Genomic DNA, 18,025 nt, shown 5'->3' with positions numbered 1-18,025 from the left:
GGTGCGCTACCTGTACAGCCTTCGGTGCCTATCTGTCCCTGTTAGGCCCTTGGCCTCAAGGTTGCACGGCCGCTGTGCTGTTAACCAGCTTGGGTTGGCGATACAGGTCCAGCAGCACCTGGTCAAGAATCGCCGAAGCGCCCCAAGGTTTTGGGTCGTTGAGGATCGCTACCACGGCCCACGTATTGCCGTTGCTGTCGCGGCTGTAGCCCGCAATGGCGCGTACGGTGTTCAGGGTACCGGTCTTGATGTGGGCTTCGCCGGCCATGGCGGTGCGCTTGAGGCGCTTGCGCATGGTGCCATCCATGCCGGTCAGCGGCATCGAACTGATGAACTCGGCGGCATAGGGGCTCTTCCAGGCGGCTTGCAGCAGCGTCGCCATTTCGCGCGCGCTGATCCGTTCGGCACGCGACAGGCCTGAGCCGTTTTCCATGATCAGGTGCGGCGCAGTAATGCCCTTTTTCGCCAACCACTGACGAACCACGCGTTGAGCGGCGCGAGCATCATCGCCATCGGCGTCGGTGCGGTATTGCGCGCCCAGGCTGAGGAACAGCTGTTGGGCCATGGTGTTGTTGCTGTACTTGTTGATATCACGAATGATCTCGACCAGGTCCGGGGAGAATGCCCGAGCCAGAAGGCGGGCATTCTTCGGCAGGGCGTCGACCCGGTCGCGGCCGTCGATGCTGCCGCCCAGCTCGTTCCAGATTGCCCGCACTGCGCCGGCGGCATAGGTGGGGTGATCAAGCAGGGAGAGGTAGGTTTGAGAATTGCAGCCTTCGCCCAATTGACCACTGACGACCACGGTGATGCCATCGGCCCGTGTTATCGGGTTGTAGCGCACATCGCCCGTGCACTGCTTGCCGGCTACGGCCTTGACCTGATTGTCGATGTGTATGGTGGCGATCGGTGGTTCGACCGACACCAGCACTTTGCCGCCATCGTTACGGGCAACGAAACGCAGGGCCTTGAGGTTGATCATCAACGCGTCAGGCTTGACCAGAAACGGCTTGTTCTCATCGCCGCCGTCGTCATTGAACTGGGGCAGTTGGGGTTGGACGAAATGGCTGCGGTCGAGCACCAGGTCGCCGGTAATGCGTTGAACGCCATTGGCGCGAAGGTCACGCATCAGCAGCCAGAGTTTTTCCATGTTCAGCTTGGGATCGCCGCCACCCTTGAGGTACAGGTTGCCTTGCAGCACCCCGTTGCTCAGCGGGCCGTCACTGTAGAACTCGGTTTTCCACTGATGGGTGGGGCCGAGCATCTCCAGTGCGGCATAGGTGGTGACCAGTTTCATGGTCGAGGCCGGGTTGACCGAGACATCGGCATTGAACACGGTGGGCGTTCCGGGGCCATTGAGCGGCAGCATCACCAGCGACAGGGCCGATTCCTGCAGTTTGTTGGTCTTCAGGGCCTGTTCGACTTTCGGCGAAAGGGTCGTGTTGACGGCAGCCGCATGGCTTGGCAATGCCAGTGGCAGTAAAAGGCCGGCAACAAGAAGAGGGCGTAGTGATTTGATCATCTGAGGTAGAACCCTGCGAGCGAGGGGTGAAAAAAACGAGGCGATATAAGATGGACGCCCCGGTATGACAAAAATAATGCGTGCATTATGCCCCAAGCTGCGCAGCGATGGGCGGCTTCATCGACCTTGGTTTTGACTTGAAAGCCTCCTGTTCATGGCAGTCGGTTTTCCTGCCGTGGCGTTTTAATCGGGCACCGGGGAGGCAAAACTGATAGAGTGCGCCGCGTTATTACTTAAGAGGATTGTTTCATGGCGACCAACCGTTCCCGCCGTTTGCGTAAAAAGCTCTGCGTGGGTGAATTCCAGGAGCTGGGCTTCGAACTGAACCTGGAGTTCAAGGAAGATCTGACCGAAGAAGCTGTCGATGCCTTCCTCGATGCCTTTCTTGTAGAAGCCATGGACGCCAACGGCCTGGACTATGTCGGCGGCGACGACTTCGGCCTGGTCTGCTCGGCCAAGCGTGGCTCGGTGACTGAAGCGCAACGCGCTGCTGTCGAGGCTTGGTTGAAGGCTCGCAACGAGCTGACCAAGATCGAGCTCAGCCCGCTGCTCGATGCCTGGTACCCGGAAAACGAAATCAATCCGGTTCCTTGATATCCAGTGAAACGGCAGCCTCAGGGCTGCCGTTTTCAGTTTTGCCTGCCTTGTTTTGCTTTCTCCTCACTCCTCCTGCAGGCTTGTTACAGCGCTCAGCTCTGTAATTTTTTCCTGCAAGGCCAGTTCGAACGTCTGCATTTCCCGCAACAGCCGTTGGCGCCGACGCCGGATTACCGGTTCCTGGGCATTTTTGCTGCACGCGTGCTCCAACTGTTCGCAGGCGTCCATCAAGGCTGATGCCTGAACGATACGTGCCGCCCCAAGTACCTTGTGGGCATGGTCCATCAAGGCTTCTGGTGACCCCTGTGTGTCGAGCTCCAGCAATGTCTGCCGGTCGCGCTGATTGCTTTGCAGCAGTTGTTCGAGCAGGCGGCGCAGATCGCTGCGAGAGCTACCTACCACAGGTTCCAGGCGCTCAAGGTCCAGTTCGGCGACGTGTGCCACGCGTGGCGCATGGGGCAGCAGCGGTGCTTGTGCCAGGCGCTGGCCAAGGGCTCTGAGGCTGATCGGTTTGAGCAGGCAGTCATCCATGCCGGCCTGCAGGCACTGTCCACGAGCCTCTGGCTGGGCGTTGGCGGTGTAACCCCACAGGGTGCAGCGAGTCAGCCCGTGTTGCTGCTCATGCTCGCGAATGGCCTGGGCAAGCTGGTAGCCGTTCATTCGCGGCATGTTGCAATCGATGATAAGTACATCGAAATGCCCCTGCTTCCAGGCGTGCAGCCCGCTCAGGCCGTCCTCGGCGCTGGTATGGCGCACGCCCAGATAATCCAGTTGCTGAGCCATCAACAACAGGTTGGCCGGGTGATCGTCGACGACCAGTACGCTCATTTCCGCCGGCACTGCGGGTGTTTCCGGTTCCGGTGCCTGGGTTTCGGTGCAGGCCTCAAGCCCGGTCAGCGGCATGGTGACCTGAACATCGGTACCGTGCCCCGGTTGACTGTGAAGGATCAGCCGGCCACCCATCATTTCACACAGGTTGCGACTGATCACCAGGCCCAGGCCGGTGCCACTGCGGGCCAACTGGCTCTCGGGGGAGACTTGGGCAAAGGGATGGAACAGGCGTTGCTGGTCGCTTTGGCTGATGCCGATGCCGGTGTCCTGCACCGACATTTCCAGGGTCAGCCCGCTGGCACCCGGGTTCGGGTACAGGGACACATGTACAGTGACATGGCCACGTTCGGTAAACTTGATGGCGTTGCTGACCAGGTTGGACAGGATCTGCTTGAAGCGAAGCGGGTCGAGCAATACATCGCGTTGAGCATTGATGGCGATGTCCATGTTCAGGCGCAGGCCTTTCTGACGAGCCAGCCCGTCGAACACCCGTCCTACTGACTCCACCAGTTCGGCCAGATTGACGCGCTCCGGCGCCAGGCTCAGGTGGCCGGATTCGATGCGGGCAATGTCCAGAATGTCACCAATCAATGCCAGCAGGTCGGTCGCCGAGTTGTGTGCGACTTCGATGGCCAGTTGGTCGAGCTGACCCTTTTCGGCGCGTTTGAGCGCCAGTTCAAGCATGCCGATCACCGCATTCATGGGGGTACGGATTTCATGGCTCATGGTGGCCAGGAAGGTGCTCTTGGCACGGTTGGCCTCGTCGGCCTGTTTCTTCGCCAGGCGCAGGTCTTCGATCAGTTGGCGGCGTTCGCTGATGTCGATCCAGCCGCCAATGATGCCCTGAACCTCACCTAGCGAGTCGCGGTACGGCAGGATCCAGTGATAGATGGTCAATTGCCGGTCCTTGAGCAGCAGGGGGCGATCGCCGATCAGCGGTGTACCCTGCTTCATGACCATCTCGTAGTCCGCATGGATCTTTCGCGCCTGGCGCTTTCCACCTTTTCCGCCGGATGGCACCGGCTTGCCGAGCACCGCTTCCGCTTTGGCCTCAAGCGCCTCCAGGTAGCTTTCGTTGCAGGTTTGCAGCAGCCCCTGGCGATCCCGGACATAGATGGGGTGTGGGGTGCCGTTGACCATTGCACGCATGAAGGCCAACTGGTCGTTGAGGGCGCGCTCAGCCGCTTCACGCTGTTTGATCTGCCGACGCATCCAGGCGTTCCAGGCCAGCGATAGCAGCAGTAGCGCAGCGGTGCCGAGAATGATCTGCACGATCAGGCGCTGATGATTGCGCCAGTACGAGTCACCACCGGCGCTGTAGCCGCGCCAGCGGCTGTTGATGACGCCCAGCTCTTCGGGGGTGATGCTCAGCAAGGCCTTGTCGAGAATCGAACTGAGTTCCTGGGCGCCTTTGGCCGTGGCCATCGAAAAGTTTGACGGCTCGGCGCCGACCGTCGAGCGAATGATCAGATCCGGCTCGGAGGCCATGCTGAAATTGGCATTGATCAACGCCGTGATCGTACCGTCCACCTGGCCTTGGGCGAGCAGCGAGGTTGACGTTGAGGTGCTTTCTGTCTCGACCAGTTGAATCGTTGGAAAACGTTGGCGCAGCAGGTTGATGACCGTGCTGCCTCGGGTCAGTGCTACCCGCTTGCCTTGCAATTGCTCCAAGCTGGTTGGCTGATCCGATCCCTTGCGCGTCACCAGGACATAGGAGTTTTCCAGGTAGGGCCGACTGATCGCGAGCGTGGCATCGCGCTCGGCGCTGGGCGAAATGGCGGCGATCACATCGGCATTGTTGTTGTCGATACGGTGGATCATGTCGCTGATGCCCGTGGTGCGTTGCACCTCGAAGCGCAGCCCTGTGCGCAGGCGAATCAGTTCGAGCAGGTCGGCGGCGATGCCGCGAAAATTGCCGGAACTGTCAAAGAAGGTCAGTGGTGCAGCGTTTTCGTTGACCACCACGCGTACCACGGGATGTTCACCCAGCCAGCGCTCTTCGCGCTTGGACAGTTGCAGTTTGCGGTCGCTCAGCAAGACTCCGCTACCTGCGCTCCAGCGCTGGAAGATGCGTTCCCGCGTGGCGCTGGATACCGCGCTGAGTGTTGCGTTGACCATCCCCAGCAGCATCTTGTTGTCGCTACGCAGGGCAAAGCTGAAGCCCACGGGTTCGTGTTTGCCGAAGTTGGCCATCTTGACGTTCTGCAAGTAGCCCTGGTTGATCATGTAGTGTGTCGAGATGGTATCGCCGAGAAAAACATCGGCCTGATCGAACGCCACGGCATTGAGTGCGTGCTGGTAGGACACGTAGGTGTGGGTGGTCGCTTTGGGGTAGGTGGTGCGTACCTCGTCCAGTGGCAAGTAATGGTAAACCATGCTCAAGCGCAGATTGGCCAGGCCGGTGTTGAGCGGCCTGCTTTCGTCTTCGCGGGTGACCAGTACCGGTTGATCAATCGCGTAGGGGTGTGAGAGTACGACGCCCTGTGCGCCGGCCTCGTAGCCGTTGGCGCTGCCCAGCAGATCGATCCTGCCCTCGGTCAGTGCGCGAACGGCATCCTCTCGGTTGGCGAAACGTTCGACGCGAATCGGGATATCGAGCGTATTGCTCAGCAAGCCGGCGTAGTCCGCCGTCAGGCCCTCGTAGTCACGGCCGCTGGCGGTCATGTCGAACGGGGGGTAATCCGGCGCTGAGGTACCCAGTATCAGTTCGTGTTTGTCATTGAGCCATTCTGTCTGCTCTGGTGTCAGGGTGATGTTGATCCGAACCGGGCCCGAGCGGCTAAGCAGGGCATACTGACCCGGTTGGTCGACCTCGGCCATTGCCGCCTGCCAGGTACAGGCGGATATCGCCAGCATGCATGCGGCAGTGAAGTGCTTCACCATGGCGCTCTTCATACCAGTGCATTGCGTTTTGCCATTTCAATCAATTCCACCAGCGAGTTTGCCCTGAGCTTTTGCATCAGGCGCTTCTTGTAAGTGCTCACGGTCTTGTTACTGAGAAACATGCCTTTGGCAATTTCCTTGTTACTCCTGCCTTGGGCAAAGAGTTGCAGCACCATAAGTTCCCGATCATTGACGTGTTTGAAGAGATCAATCTCGTTGTTGGTGTTTTCAGCATCCCGGGCGTGAGTAAGGGCTTGGCTAGGGAAGTAGTTGTATCCCGAAAGTACCGCTTTTATGGCGCTGAGCAGTTCGCTGAGGTCTTCTTGCTTGCACACATACCCGCTGGCGCCCGACTGCATGCAGCGCATGGCAAACAGTGTTGGGGACTGGGCCGTCAGCACCAGTATCTTGAAGGGGAGCGACATGGCATGAAAGCGTGAAAGCACTTCCAGCCCGTCGAGTTTCGGGATGCTGATGTCCAGAATAATAAGGTCTGGCTGGCATTCTCGAACCATTTGCATGGCATCTACGCCGTTATCCGATTCGCCGGCTACCTGGTAGCCTTCATTCTCCAACAGCATGCGCACGGCTAAACGTATGACCGGGTGATCATCAACAATAAAAACAGAATACATAGGCCTCTTCCGGTGGGAACCAATAGGAGGGCGCACCTTAGCTCAGATGTAGATCGGTGCGCAGGCATATAGGGGGGAGAGTGGCCAATATGGGATAATTCCTACAATTTAAACAGTGTAGGACTACGCGTTTAGCTCGATACTTGTTGTGTCAATGCTGTTTTTTAATCAATTTGTTGCGCGTTTTACGAACTGTTTAAGTTGTTTGTTGTATTTGTAGGTTGTTTCTTACAGGGCGAGTTAATTTGGTATGTAAGCTTCTGCTGTACAAGAGTCCTGACGGGCAGGACTCTTGTGGGCGGGCGTCGGCTCAGACCAGGCTCGAACGCCCGGTCATTTCGCGCGCCATCTCGCTGGCATAGCTGTCGGTCATCCCGGCGATGAAGTCGATCATGCGCATGAATGAGTTGTGCAGGGAGCCTGCCGGGTTCGGCGCATTGTTGCCGAGCAGGTCGAGAATGCGACGGTGCTTGAACGAGGGCGTGCGCCCACCGTGCTGTTCCAAGGCTGCACCACAGAACGAGTTGAGGAGAATTTCCAGTGTGGTGTAGGCGCCGATTTCATGCAGTGTCTTGCGTTTGTCCTGGAAGATTTTTTTGCGCGCCATGTCCTTGGCCTGGAGTACGCAACGCTTGGCCGGACCGTGCATATGTTCGACCAGATCCCCCAGCAGCGTGCCGGCGAGCAGCGCGGGTTGCTGCTCGACAAAGGCGCGGGCCGCGGCGTTGGTGAGGTGCTCGATGGCCTTGCCGCGCAGGATCGCCAGTTTGCGTCGACGCGAATCAGCGGGGCCGAGCTGGCGGTAGGTTTCCGGTAGGTCATCGCCGACCAGGCCAAGCAACAGCGACTCGACTTCGGCATAGTCCAGCAGTTCCATCTCAAGGCCATCCTCAAGGTCGATGAGGGCATAGCAGATGTCGTCTGCTGCCTCCATCAGGTAGACCAGTGGATGGCGCGCCCAGCGCTGTTCTTCCAGTTGCGGCAGGCCCAGCTTTCGGGCGATCTGCTCAAGCAGCGGCAGTTCGCTCTGATAACAGCCGAACTTGTGCTTCTTGTAGCCAAGCGCGTCGGCATGGCGCGCGGTCCACGGGTATTTCAGGTAGGTGCCCAGCGTTGCGTAGGTCAAACGGGTGCCGCCATCGAACTGGTGGTACTCCAGTTGTGTCAGCACGCGAAAGCCCTGGGCATTGCCTTCAAAGTTGAGGAAGTCGGCACGCTCGGCGTCGCTCATTGCATCCAGCCAGCCGCGCCCGGCCGCTTGCTGAAACCAGTGGCGTATGGCGTCTTCGCCAGAATGGCCGAACGGTGGATTACCAATGTCATGGGCCAGGCAGGCCGACTGAACCACCATGCCCAGGTCACTGGGTTCACACCATTGGGGCAGGCTATCGCGCAGGGTTTCGCCGACGCGCATGCCCAGTGAGCGGCCCACGCAACTGACTTCCAGGGAGTGGGTCAGGCGGGTGTGGATATGGTCGTTGCTTGACACCGGGTGGACCTGGGTCTTGCGCCCCAGGCGGCGGAAGGCGCCGGAGAAGATGATGCGGTCATGGTCTTTGTGGAACGGGCTACGCCCGAGCTCTTCGGGGCTGTGCAGGGTTTTACCAAGGCGTTCGCGGGTAAGCAGGGTGTGCCAATCCAAGGCCATTTCTCCAGGTCAGGTGCAAGGCAGTCATTACCCTAGCTTCCTGTGTCGAGCGCTCGGCTGCAAGCCTTACAGCCCGGCTGCGTCGACATCGATCAACAACAAGCGTCGACCTTCATCGAAAAACTGTCCTGCTGTGAGGCAATACTGGTTGCTGGTGGCATCGCGGTAGGTGGTCGAGAGGATCAGTCGACGTTCTTCCCAGCCTTCGGCGAGCAGTTGATAGAAGTAGGGGCGCCATGACCAGTTGTGGCCCAGATAGCTGGCATCGCTATGCCAGCGACGCTCCCGCCACTCCAGATTCGGGGTCAGTTGGGTACCATGGCGGTCACATTGAAAAAAGCGTAATACCCAGGGATAGGCGTCCAGCTGTGGCAGCTGCTTGAGCGGTGCCTTCGCCATGGCCCAGGCGTGCAGTTGTGGCATCAGGGTGCTCAGCTTGCGGCGCATGTCCATCAAGCGTTTGCGCTCGTCAAGCTTGCCATGGACGTACTGTTGGCGCAGATGAGCAAAACGTTCGACAAAAGCCTCGGCCGGGAAGAATTCGAGTTCGGCCTGTGCAAACAGAAACCCTTGGACGAAGCGTGCACCGCACTCGAGCGCGAAGTTCAGCTCCGCTTCAGTCTCGACCCCTTCGGCGATGATCCAGCAGCCGGTCTTTTCCGCCATCTGCGCGAGGGCTTTTACCACTTCGCTACTGGGCCCGCCTCGAGCGGCGGCCTGAAACAGGCGCATGTCCAGTTTGAGGATGTCGGGCTGCAGCGCCAGCACCCGGTCCAATTGGGAGTAGCCAGCACCGAAATCATCAATGGCGATCCTTGCACCGGCTTGGCGATAGCGCTTGACCACCTCGGCCAGGCGTTGCGGGTCACCACTGAGTTCGGTGATCTCGAAGACCACCCGTTGTGGATCGATACCCTCTTTTTCTAACTGCATCAAGCTTGGCAGTGGTTGCCCGGTCGTCAGCTCACTGACCCAGCGTGGGGAGATATTCAGGCTGAGAAACCAGTCCTCAGGGGCTAGATGGAACTGTCGCAGGGCATGTTGACGCAGTTGCCGATCAAGTTCGCGCAGGTTGTCTATGGGCAGTGAAGGATCGTTGAACAGCGCGCCGACGCTCTGCAGCGAGCCGTCGGCTTGGCGCAAGCGTCCAAGGGCTTCCACGCCGGCGATACGGCCTGTGGCAGTATCGATGAAGGGCTGAAAGCAGGCGAGCGGTTGCCCGTCGAACACGGCGGCTCCTCAGGTGAAGTGGGTTGGCAACGAGGCCTTGCCAGTGCAAGGCCTGCTGGCCGACGCTGCAAGAATGCAGCCAGTTTGCTCAGGGTCTGCCAGAGGGGGGCTGCATGAATACCCTGATCAAGGGAATCAGGCTGCTGCCCAGGCGAATCAGGCGAGCAAGATTGCCGCTTCTGGCGCCCTTGCCGGTGAGGAAACCCAAGGCGACAACGGCGCCCAGCCCCCAGAGCGGCGCGTGTTTGATACCCAGGCCATCCTGCAGGTTGCCCGTCATTTTTTTCAGGCGAGTCAGTGGCTCGAGCAGCTCACCCGAGGCCTGGCGGATTTCCTGGCGGTGCATCTCCATTTGCAAGCGCACCAGCGCCTTGCGCAGGTCATGGCGGTTAGGTTTGTGGGGTAGCTGGGACAGGCTCATGGCAACAGGCGCTCCCGGTCTTTGGCCAGTTCTTCAAGGGTTGCACTGAAGGGGGAGGTCTCGTCGGATATCAGCGCCTTTAGGCGCAAGCCGCAAAACAGCGCCGCCAATCCATGGAACACGCACAGGCCAATGATCCCGGCCAGTCGGTAGCTGTCCCAGAGCAGGATCAGTACCAGCACGGACAATGCGCCCAGCAGCAGCAGTGTGAACACCAGGGCCAGCCCGGCCAGCAGCAGCAGGCCGAGGCTTCGCGTTTTCTGTTCCTGCAACTCGATACCGAACAGTTCCACATGGCCGTGCAGCAGGCCCAGGACGGCGGCACCGAGCCGTCGGGAAGACGGCCCGTTGTTGGTTGTTTCGGTTTCCATACCGCAGGGCCTCAGCGACGGCTGGCCAGCAGGCCAATCAGAAGGCCGACACCCGCCGCGATACCCACCGAGCGCCATGGGTTGCTTTGTACATACTCCTCGGTGGCGCCCAAGGCTGCCTGACCGCGCTCGCGCAGAGAGTCTTCGGTCAATTTCAGGGTTTCTCGGGCGCGCAGCAGGCTGTCGTGGATTTGGGTGCGCAGTTCATCCGCCTGGTCGCCGGCCAGTGTCGCGGTATGTTCCAGCAGTTTTTCGGTGTCACGCACCAGGGTCTGGAAATCGGCCATCAGGGTTTCTTGAGCATTCTTTGCCATTTTGCTGGTCATCGGCGTTTCCCTCAGAGGCATGTGAATAGTTCGAGTGTGCAGCGGTATCAAAGGTTCACTGGTACAGCTTTTGCTGTGCTGTGGTGCATCCGGGCTCGTTCTTGCGCTGAATGTGGGCGTAAGGCCCGAGGCTGGTGGATAAACCTTAACCCAATCCAAGACAAACCCCAGAAAAAACTCAAGCAGGTAGTGCGTTCGGCCTTGCAGGTGCGCCAAATCGGGGCGTCGCAAGGGGTGTGCGAACTGCTTTGGTGCTTTTTCTCCCCTTGCAGGCCTGCCTTTACATGGAAAACTTGCAAAGCGCCGTGGACACACTGGTTCATGGCTCCAACACCTTGTTCATCTTGCTGGGGGCCGTGATGGTCCTGGCCATGCATGCCGGTTTCGCCTTCCTTGAGGTGGGAACTGTGCGGCACAAGAATCAGGTCAACGCCTTGTCGAAGATCCTCAGTGACTTCGCCATTTCGACCTTGGCCTATTTCTTCGTGGGTTACTGGATTTCCTATGGTGTCAGCTTCATGCATCCGGCCGCCACGCTGGGTGCCGATCATGGCTATGGATTGGTCAAGTTCTTCTTTCTGCTGACCTTCGCGGCAGCGATCCCGGCGATTATTTCCGGTGGTATCGCCGAGCGTGCACGCTTTGTGCCGCAGTTGTGTGCCACTGCGCTGATCGTTGCCTTTGTCTATCCCTTTTTCGAGGGGGTTGTCTGGAACGGCAATTTCGGTGTCCAGGCCTGGTTGCAGGTGCGTTTCGGGGCTGGCTTCCATGACTTTGCCGGCTCTGTGGTGGTGCACGCCATGGGCGGTTGGCTGGCCTTGGCCGCAGTGTTGCTGCTGGGGCCGCGCAATGGTCGTTACCGTGAGGGACGCCTGGTGGCCTTTGCACCCTCCAATATCCCGTTTCTGGCCTTGGGGTCGTGGATTCTGATCGTCGGCTGGTTTGGCTTCAACGTCATGAGTGCGCAGACCTTGCAGGCCGTCAGCGGCCTGGTGGCGGTCAACTCGCTGATGGCGATGGTTGGTGGAACGTTGGCAGCGCTGCTGGTGGGGCGTAACGACCCTGGTTTTCTGCACAACGGACCGCTTGCCGGGTTGGTGGCTGTCTGTGCGGGTTCGGACCTCATGCACCCCGTTGGTGCGCTGGCAACCGGTGCAATTGCCGGTGCGCTGTTTGTCTGGTGTTTTACTGCGGCGCAGAACCGCTGGAAGCTTGATGATGTATTGGGTGTCTGGCCACTGCACGGCGTCTGCGGGGTCTGGGGCGGTATTGCCTGTGGCATTTTTGGCCAGAGTGCCTTGGGTGGATTGGGCGGTGTCAGTCTGATCAGCCAGTTGATTGGCAGCCTGGCGGGGGTGTTGGTGGCGCTGGCTGGTGGTTTCAGCGTGTATGGTGTGATCAAGCGTGTGCATGGCTTGCGCCTGAGTCAGGAGCAGGAGTATTACGGCGCCGATTTGTCGATTCACAAGATCGGCGCCACCAGCCAGGACTGAGGCCGACTAGCGACCGCCCAGCAGCAGTGATTCGCAGGCTTCTATCGCTTCCAGCGGGCCGCTGAGCACCACGGCGTCGCCCGCATGCAGGCAGGTACTGGCATTGAGTTTCAAATCGTTACCCTGGCGCTGTACGGATTGCAGCTCGACACCCAGTGTCTCAAGGGCCAGTTCGCCCAGCGGACGGCCACAGGCATAGGCGTCGGCCCCCAGGCTCACAGCGTGCAGCAGCACTTTGGGTTGCCCTTCGCTGTCGATCAGGCTGGTCTGCGCACCATGATAGAAGCCATGGAGCAGGCGATAGCGGGTCCTGCGTACTTCGTCGACACGCTTTTGCACCTGGTCCTGCGGCAGGCCGAGCATGACCAGTGCATGGGAGGCCAGCATCAGGCTGGACTCCAGCAGCTCCGGCACCACCGCGTTGGCACCAGCGGCGCGTAGTTCTTCGCGCTGGCTGTCATCGCGGGTACGCACGAGAATTGGAACGTCACGGTTCAGTTGGCGTGCGGCCTTGAGCACATTCAAGGCAACTTCTGTCTTGTCCACGGCAATGACCAGCAGGCGTGCCCGGTCCAGGCCGATCGCCGCCAGCAGTTCGCCGCGGCGTGAGTCCCCGTAATGGACGTTGTGTTCGCCCGCTGCAGCTTCCTGCACGCGCACCGGGTCGTCATCCAAGGCGATGAAGGCGAGCTGCTCCTGGCGCAGGAAGCGTCCGATCGACTGGCCAACCCGGCCATAACCGCAAATCAGTACGTGGCCGCTCAGGGCCGCGCTCTGTGCGCCGATTTCTTCCAGTTGAACTTCCTGGTTGGGTTTGCGGTGCAGGCGTGCGGCGATAGAGGGCGCCGCGCGCAGCAGCAGGGGGGTGACCAGCATCGAGCAGAACGTTGCCGCCAGCAGCAGGTCGCCGAGCGCCTCGGGCAGCAGTTTGTTGTGTTGCATCTGGGCCATGAGGGCGAAACAGAATTCACCGCCTTGGGCCAGTGCCAGGCCGCTGCGCCATGCGGTCTCGCTGTCGCTGCCACGAACGCGAACCAGGGCGGCCACCACCGCGCCCTTGATAACCAGCAGGGCCAGGGTCAAGGCGAGGATCTCCAGGCCATGGCTGGCGAACAATTGCAGGTCGATCAGCATGCCGATACTGACGAAAAACAGCCCCAGCAGGATGTCGCGGAAGGGGCGAATGTCCGCCTCGATCTGATGGCGATAATGGCTTTCACCCAGCAGCATGCCGGCCAGGAACGCGCCCAGTGCCGGAGACAGGCCCAGCAGGTGTGTCAGCCAGGCCGTCAGCAGCACGATGACTAGCGCCAACAGAACGAACAGTTCCGCCGAATGAGAGTTGGCCACTTCGTGGAACAGTCGGGGCAGCAACCAGCGGCTGGCCATCAGCAGGCCGACGAAGAGGATCACCGTCTTGCCCAGCGTGAGTGGCAGTGCGAAGTACCACGCCTGGCCGCTTTGCCCGGCAAACACCGGTACCAGGGTCAGCAGTAGAACCGCCACGACATCCTGGAACAGCAATACACCGATCGCGTTCTGCCCGTGGCTGCTGAAAATTTCCCCGAGGCTGGTCAGCTCCTTGCTGACGATCGCGGTGGACGACAGCGCCAGGCCACCCCCCAGCAGCAATGCTGCGTTGGTCGGCATGCCGAGCAGGGCGAGTAGCCCGGCCAGTACAAACGTGGAGCAAATGACCTGCAGGCTGCCGAGGCCGAACACCACTTTGCGCAGCGCCATCATTTTCGACAGGGAAAATTCCAGGCCGAGGGAAAACAGCAGGAATACCACGCCCATTTCGGCAAGGTCCGGCAGTTCTTCGCTTTCATTGACCCAGTCCAGCGCGGTTGGGCCAACGAACAGGCCAACGCAGAGATAGCCGAGCACAGGTGGTAGCTGTACGCGGCGGAAGATGGCAATGACGACCAGCGATGACGCCAGAATGATCAGCAGGTTTGCAAACACAACATACTCCATGTACGAAAACAGCAAAAAAACACAAAAGCATAGCGCCAGGTGCTGCGTGGCTCCTTGATTCGAATCAGTATCGCAGGCGTCAGGGATGGCGTGGGGCAAGTGCCTCGACGGCCTTGTACCCTCGACCTAAAATACCCATTCATTCTTTTTATCGGTAACTGTCAATGCTTCCTGAATGCCAGCTGTTCGGCACCCTGGGATGTCACTTGTGTGAAGTGGCAGAAGCCCTGTTGATGCCGTTTGTCGAGCATGGCCTGTTGGTCGAACTGGTGGATATTGCCGAGGACGAGATGCAGGTCGAGCGTTATGGGCTGCGAATTCCCGTGCTGCGTCGTTGCGACAGCGGTGCCGAGTTGAACTGGCCTTTTGATGCCGAGCAGGTCGTCGCCTTTCTGCGCTGATGTCGTTTCTTCCCGGTGGCTTTTTCCTGGCGCACACCGGGCCTGGACGGGTTCACACTCTACTCCGTTGCCTCGGGAGCGGCAGCGTGTGTGACCTATTCAGCCAAAGGAGTGGCATCCATGAACCTTTCCAAACACTTCACCCTGTCCGAGATGACCGCGTCCCGGACCGCCAGTCGCCTGGGTATCGATAACACCCCGAATGATGAGGTTCTGCTCAATCTCAAGCGCCTTTGCGCCACGCTGGAGCAGGTGCGCAGCCTGGTTGGCCGTCCCGTGCTGGTCAGCAGCGGCTACCGTTCGCCCGCACTCAATCGCGCAGTGGGTGGCTCGCCCAAGAGTACGCACAGGCTGGGGTTGGCGGCAGACATCAGTGTTGCGGGCATGGCTCCGCTGGAGCTGGCGCAGTTGATAGCGCAAAGCACGCTGGCGTTTGATCAACTGATACTGGAGTTCGACAGTTGGGTGCACCTGGGGTTATCGGCCTCTGCCGAGCGCCGGCAGATCCTGACGATTCGCAAGGGCACCGGTTATCTGCCTGGCCTGCAGTAAGTGAGGTGCTGTCATTGACGGCATGCAGGTCACTCAATATGCTGTATATAGATACAGTATTTGCGGGCGGTTACGCCCAAGGACTCGAAACATGGTCAACGTCGAACAACTGAAGTACACCGTCAATCGCATGTCGGTCGAGATGGTCAGTGAGGCGGTGCTTGAACTGCGCCTTGACGGGCTTGTGCTTGAGGGCAAGACACCCTTCAACAAACTGCACTTCAACACCTGCTTCGCTGAAATAGAAGCCTTGTTTCAACGTGCCGGCTATCACCGCCCATTGGATGTGGTCGGTTATCAGGGGTTGCTGTACGCGCTGTATGACCCTACGCGCTGGGACGCCGTGGATGTACTGCGCTGGCTCAAGGAGTTCACCGAAGCGGCAGCGGTTCAGGCTGGCTGAGCTGAGTGCCATGCGGGATAATGGTCGGCCATTATCCTCTGGGTGTTCCCATGGCCTTCGCTTCATTCGATCCGGCACAGCATCAAGCCAGCACCGTCTGTCTCCCCCCAGGTGCCTGGTTAACGGTACTGGACTGCCTGTGTGATCACTTCAAGGCCATCGGGCGTGAACAATGGCTTGACCGTATTGCCCGGGGCCGTGTGCTGGATGCTCAGGGTGCACCGATCCGGGTCGACCTGCCCTATCGCCAGGGGCTGCGCATCCATTACTTTCGTGAAGTGCCTAACGAAAAGCCGATTCTCGTGCAGGAAACCCTGGTGCATGTGGATGAGCACCTGGTGGTGGCCGACAAACCGCATTTCTTGCCAGTAACGCCCACGGGCGAGTATGTCGAGCAGACCCTGCTGCGGCGGCTGATCCGTCGTCTGGATAACCCGAACCTGGTGCCGTTGCATCGTATCGATCGACACACCGCAGGCCTGGTGCTGTTTTCTGCCAATCCACAGAGCCGTTCCGCGTATCAATCATTGTTTCCCAATCGGCAGATCGACAAGCGTTATCAGGCTATTGCCCCTGCCTTGCCAGCACTGGCGTTCCCCTTGGTGCATAAAAGCCGCCTGGTCAGCGGGGAGCCATTTTTCCGCATGCAGGAAGTAGACGGGGTCAGTAACAGCGAGACGCTGGCCGACGTATTGGAAAAAAATGGCGAGTTCTGGCGGTATGGGCTGTCGCCAGTGACCGGCAAGACGCATCAGTTGCGCGTGCACATGACTGCGCTGGGGGCGAGCATCTGTAACGATCCCTTCTACCCAGAGGTGCGTCACGAGGACGACGATTACAGCAAGCCGCTGAAACTGCTGGCGCATAGCCTGCGTTTCAAGGACCCGTTAAGTGGTGAAGAGCGCTACTTCGAGAGCGAGCTGACGCTCGACTGGTAGATGGGGTGTCGGCGCACAGCCTTGTGGCTGTGCGCCTGACCGGTTCAGCGGTTGAAGCGTTCGACCAGCGAGTACTGGCTGGTGGCGGTGCGGGTCAACTCTTCGCTAAGCAGGGCAGAGTGCTGGGCCTGCTCGGAGGTTTGATCGGCCAGTTGAGCAATGGTGCTGATATTGCGGCTGATCTCATCGGCCACGGCAGTCTGCTCTTCGGTGGCGGCAGCGATCTGGGTGGTCATGTCGGTGATGTTGGCCACCGCTTCGCTGATACCCAGCAGTGCCTGGTCGGCTTCCATGACCCGAGCCACGCCTTCTTCGGCCTGACGATGGCCCGCTTCCATGGTCTGTACGGCGTTGCTGGCAGTTTGCTGCAGCTTGGCGATCAGCCCGTGGATCTGGCCGGTCGATTCGCTGGTGCGTTGTGCCAGTTGACGAACTTCATCCGCGACGACCGCGAAGCCGCGGCCCATTTCGCCGGCACGGGCAGCCTCGATGGCAGCGTTCAGTGCCAGCAGGTTGGTCTGGTCGGCAATGCCTTTGATCACATCCACCACGCCGCCGATTTCGTCACTGTCACGTGCCAGTTGCGTCACGGTCTGCCCGGTTTCGCCGACGGCCTGGGACAGGCGCTGGATGGCTTCGCGGGTTTCCCCGGCGATATCCCGGCCGCGTCCAGTCAGGCGATTGGCTTCCTGGGTGGCATCGGCGGTGCGTTGAACGTGGTTGGCCACTTCTTGAGTGGTGGCGGCCATCTGGTTGACGGCAGCGGCGACCTGTTCGGTTTCAACGCGTTGGCGCTCCAGCCCCGAGGAGCTGTTATGCGCCAGGGTGTCGGATTGACGCGCCTGTTCGTTCAGGTGTTCAGCGGTGTCCTGTAGGCGGGTCAGGCAGGTCTTGAGGCGTGCATCCTGGCTGAGCATGGCCATTTCCAGGCGGCCCTGAACTCCACGGCTGTCGCTGTACATTTGGGCGATCAGCGGGTCAGAGGTGGTCTGCTCGGCCAGACGCAGCAGGCGCTTGAGGCCGCGTTGTTGCCAGGTCAGGCCCATCAGGCCCAGTGGCACGGACAAGCCAGCGGCCAGGGCAAAGCCCCACGAATGGCCGAGCCAGTTACCGATCAGGAAACCGATCTGGCTGACCAGAATGAACGGTAGCCAGTCCTGCAGCACCGGCAGCCACTTGTCACGCTTTGGAATAGCCGACTTGCCCTGGTTGATTCGCTCGTACAACCCTTGGGCGCGGCGTATTTGTTCAGCCGTCGGTTTTACCCGCACGGACTCGTAGCCGACGACCTGATTGTTTTCAAAAACAGGAGTCACGTAGGCGTTGACCCAGTAGTGATCACCGTTCTTGCAGCGGTTCTTGACGATACCCATCCATGGCAGCCCCTGTTTCAGGGTGCCCCACATGTGAGCAAATACCGCCGGCGGCACGTCCGGATGGCGAACCAGGTTGTGTGGGGCGCGCAACAGCTCCTCTCGCGAGAAACCGCTGATTTCGACGAAGGCATCGTTGCAGTAGGTAATCAGACCTTTGGCATCGGTAGTCGAAATCAAACGTTGTTGATCTGGAAACGTCCGTTCGCGCTGGGTAATCGGCTGGTTATTACGCATTAGCTGTTCAATCCGGAAGGCTTTCGAGGGGTATCGGCAGCGAGTTGTTTTTATTGAGTCGATTTTTGCAGCCATTGATCGAGCGCAGGGTTTTCAATCATGACCTGAGTTATGCGAAAAAAGCTGCAGCTTTTAGAAAATTGCAAGCATTCTTTCATGCTTTTGACATAAAAGTCAGCAACTGACCAGT

The 18,025-nt window shown here is 59.6% G+C and carries 16 protein-coding genes; 6 read left to right on the top strand and 10 right to left on the bottom strand.

Annotation, left to right across the window (positions count from 1 at the left end):
- Positions 1–55 precede the first annotated feature (55 nt).
- Positions 56–1,519 carry a D-alanyl-D-alanine carboxypeptidase/D-alanyl-D-alanine endopeptidase gene (gene dacB, locus UIA24_RS12185; RefSeq protein WP_065761160.1) on the bottom strand — a complete coding sequence of 488 codons (1,464 nt, stop codon included), beginning with the start codon at positions 1,517–1,519 and terminating at the stop codon, positions 56–58.
- A gap of 249 nt (positions 1,520–1,768) precedes the next feature.
- Between dacB and UIA24_RS12180 the strand changes: the two genes are divergently transcribed.
- Positions 1,769–2,113 carry a YggL family protein gene (locus tag UIA24_RS12180; RefSeq protein WP_099775416.1) on the top strand — a complete coding sequence of 115 codons (345 nt, stop codon included), beginning with the start codon at positions 1,769–1,771 and terminating at the stop codon, positions 2,111–2,113.
- A gap of 66 nt (positions 2,114–2,179) precedes the next feature.
- Here UIA24_RS12180 and UIA24_RS12175 read toward each other — a convergent pair whose 3' ends face one another.
- From UIA24_RS12175 to UIA24_RS12145, 7 genes are all read right to left on the bottom strand, one after another.
- The gene (locus tag UIA24_RS12175) at positions 2,180–5,842 is read right to left on the bottom strand and encodes a transporter substrate-binding domain-containing protein (protein WP_442963025.1); all 3,663 of its coding nucleotides are present in this window, start codon (positions 5,840–5,842) and stop codon (positions 2,180–2,182) included.
- Complete coding sequence (locus UIA24_RS12170; RefSeq protein WP_065761162.1) at positions 5,839–6,465, bottom strand: response regulator transcription factor; 627 nt, start codon at positions 6,463–6,465, stop codon at positions 5,839–5,841. Before UIA24_RS12170 ends, UIA24_RS12175 begins: the two co-directional genes overlap by 4 nt.
- Before the next feature lie 310 nt (positions 6,466–6,775).
- A complete protein-coding gene (locus tag UIA24_RS12165) occupies positions 6,776–8,107 on the bottom strand; it encodes a deoxyguanosinetriphosphate triphosphohydrolase (RefSeq protein WP_330522941.1) in 1,332 nt (443 codons plus the stop codon).
- Between the two features lie 72 nt (positions 8,108–8,179).
- Positions 8,180–9,343 carry an EAL domain-containing protein gene (locus UIA24_RS12160; RefSeq protein WP_330522940.1) on the bottom strand — a complete coding sequence of 388 codons (1,164 nt, stop codon included), beginning with the start codon at positions 9,341–9,343 and terminating at the stop codon, positions 8,180–8,182.
- An 88-nt stretch (positions 9,344–9,431) separates the two neighbouring features.
- Positions 9,432–9,764, bottom strand: a complete 333-nt coding sequence (locus tag UIA24_RS12155) for a hypothetical protein (RefSeq protein ID WP_099775415.1) — start codon at positions 9,762–9,764, stop codon at positions 9,432–9,434.
- On the bottom strand, positions 9,761–10,135 hold the full coding sequence (locus tag UIA24_RS12150) for a phage holin family protein (RefSeq protein WP_065761165.1): 375 nt from the start codon (positions 10,133–10,135) through the stop codon (positions 9,761–9,763). Before UIA24_RS12150 ends, UIA24_RS12155 begins: the two co-directional genes overlap by 4 nt.
- Positions 10,136–10,146: 11 nt before the next feature.
- On the bottom strand, positions 10,147–10,461 hold the full coding sequence (locus UIA24_RS12145; protein ID WP_065761166.1) for a DUF883 family protein: 315 nt from the start codon (positions 10,459–10,461) through the stop codon (positions 10,147–10,149).
- A 284-nt stretch (positions 10,462–10,745) separates the two neighbouring features.
- Between UIA24_RS12145 and UIA24_RS12140 the strand changes: the two genes are divergently transcribed.
- Positions 10,746–11,954 carry an ammonium transporter gene (locus UIA24_RS12140; RefSeq protein ID WP_330522939.1) on the top strand — a complete coding sequence of 403 codons (1,209 nt, stop codon included), beginning with the start codon at positions 10,746–10,748 and terminating at the stop codon, positions 11,952–11,954.
- Positions 11,955–11,960: 6 nt separating this feature from the next.
- On the opposite strand, the gene UIA24_RS12135 is transcribed toward UIA24_RS12140, so the two are convergent.
- Entirely contained in the window at positions 11,961–13,919 is a 1,959-nt protein-coding gene (locus UIA24_RS12135) for a cation:proton antiporter (protein WP_099775414.1), read from the bottom strand.
- Positions 13,920–14,095: 176 nt separating this feature from the next.
- On the opposite strand from UIA24_RS12135, the gene UIA24_RS12130 reads away from it, so the two are divergent.
- The 4 genes from UIA24_RS12130 (at position 14,096) to UIA24_RS12115 (ending at position 16,225) form a co-directional block, all read left to right on the top strand.
- Positions 14,096–14,332, top strand: a complete 237-nt coding sequence (locus tag UIA24_RS12130) for a glutaredoxin family protein (RefSeq protein ID WP_065761169.1) — start codon at positions 14,096–14,098, stop codon at positions 14,330–14,332.
- 120 nt (positions 14,333–14,452) lie between these two features.
- The gene (locus UIA24_RS12125) at positions 14,453–14,884 is read left to right on the top strand and encodes a D-Ala-D-Ala carboxypeptidase family metallohydrolase (RefSeq protein ID WP_099775413.1); all 432 of its coding nucleotides are present in this window, start codon (positions 14,453–14,455) and stop codon (positions 14,882–14,884) included.
- A gap of 91 nt (positions 14,885–14,975) precedes the next feature.
- Positions 14,976–15,287 (top strand): transcriptional regulator, encoded by a 312-nt coding sequence (locus tag UIA24_RS12120; RefSeq protein WP_065761171.1) that lies wholly within the window; start codon positions 14,976–14,978, stop codon positions 15,285–15,287.
- A gap of 50 nt (positions 15,288–15,337) precedes the next feature.
- Positions 15,338–16,225, top strand: a complete 888-nt coding sequence (locus tag UIA24_RS12115) for a pseudouridine synthase (protein ID WP_330522938.1) — start codon at positions 15,338–15,340, stop codon at positions 16,223–16,225.
- A 44-nt stretch (positions 16,226–16,269) separates the two neighbouring features.
- Here the strand turns inward: UIA24_RS12115 and UIA24_RS12110 are convergent, their stop codons facing one another.
- Positions 16,270–17,835 (bottom strand): methyl-accepting chemotaxis protein, encoded by a 1,566-nt coding sequence (locus UIA24_RS12110; protein ID WP_099775412.1) that lies wholly within the window; start codon positions 17,833–17,835, stop codon positions 16,270–16,272.
- Positions 17,836–18,025: the final 190 nt, after the last annotated feature.

The organism is Pseudomonas sp. AL 58 (assembly GCF_036348395.1).
Lineage (GTDB): Bacteria > Pseudomonadota > Gammaproteobacteria > Pseudomonadales > Pseudomonadaceae > Aquipseudomonas > Aquipseudomonas defluvii.
The sequence above is the reverse complement of the archived record's forward strand: the minus strand, read 5'-3'. Positions and strand labels throughout refer to the sequence as shown.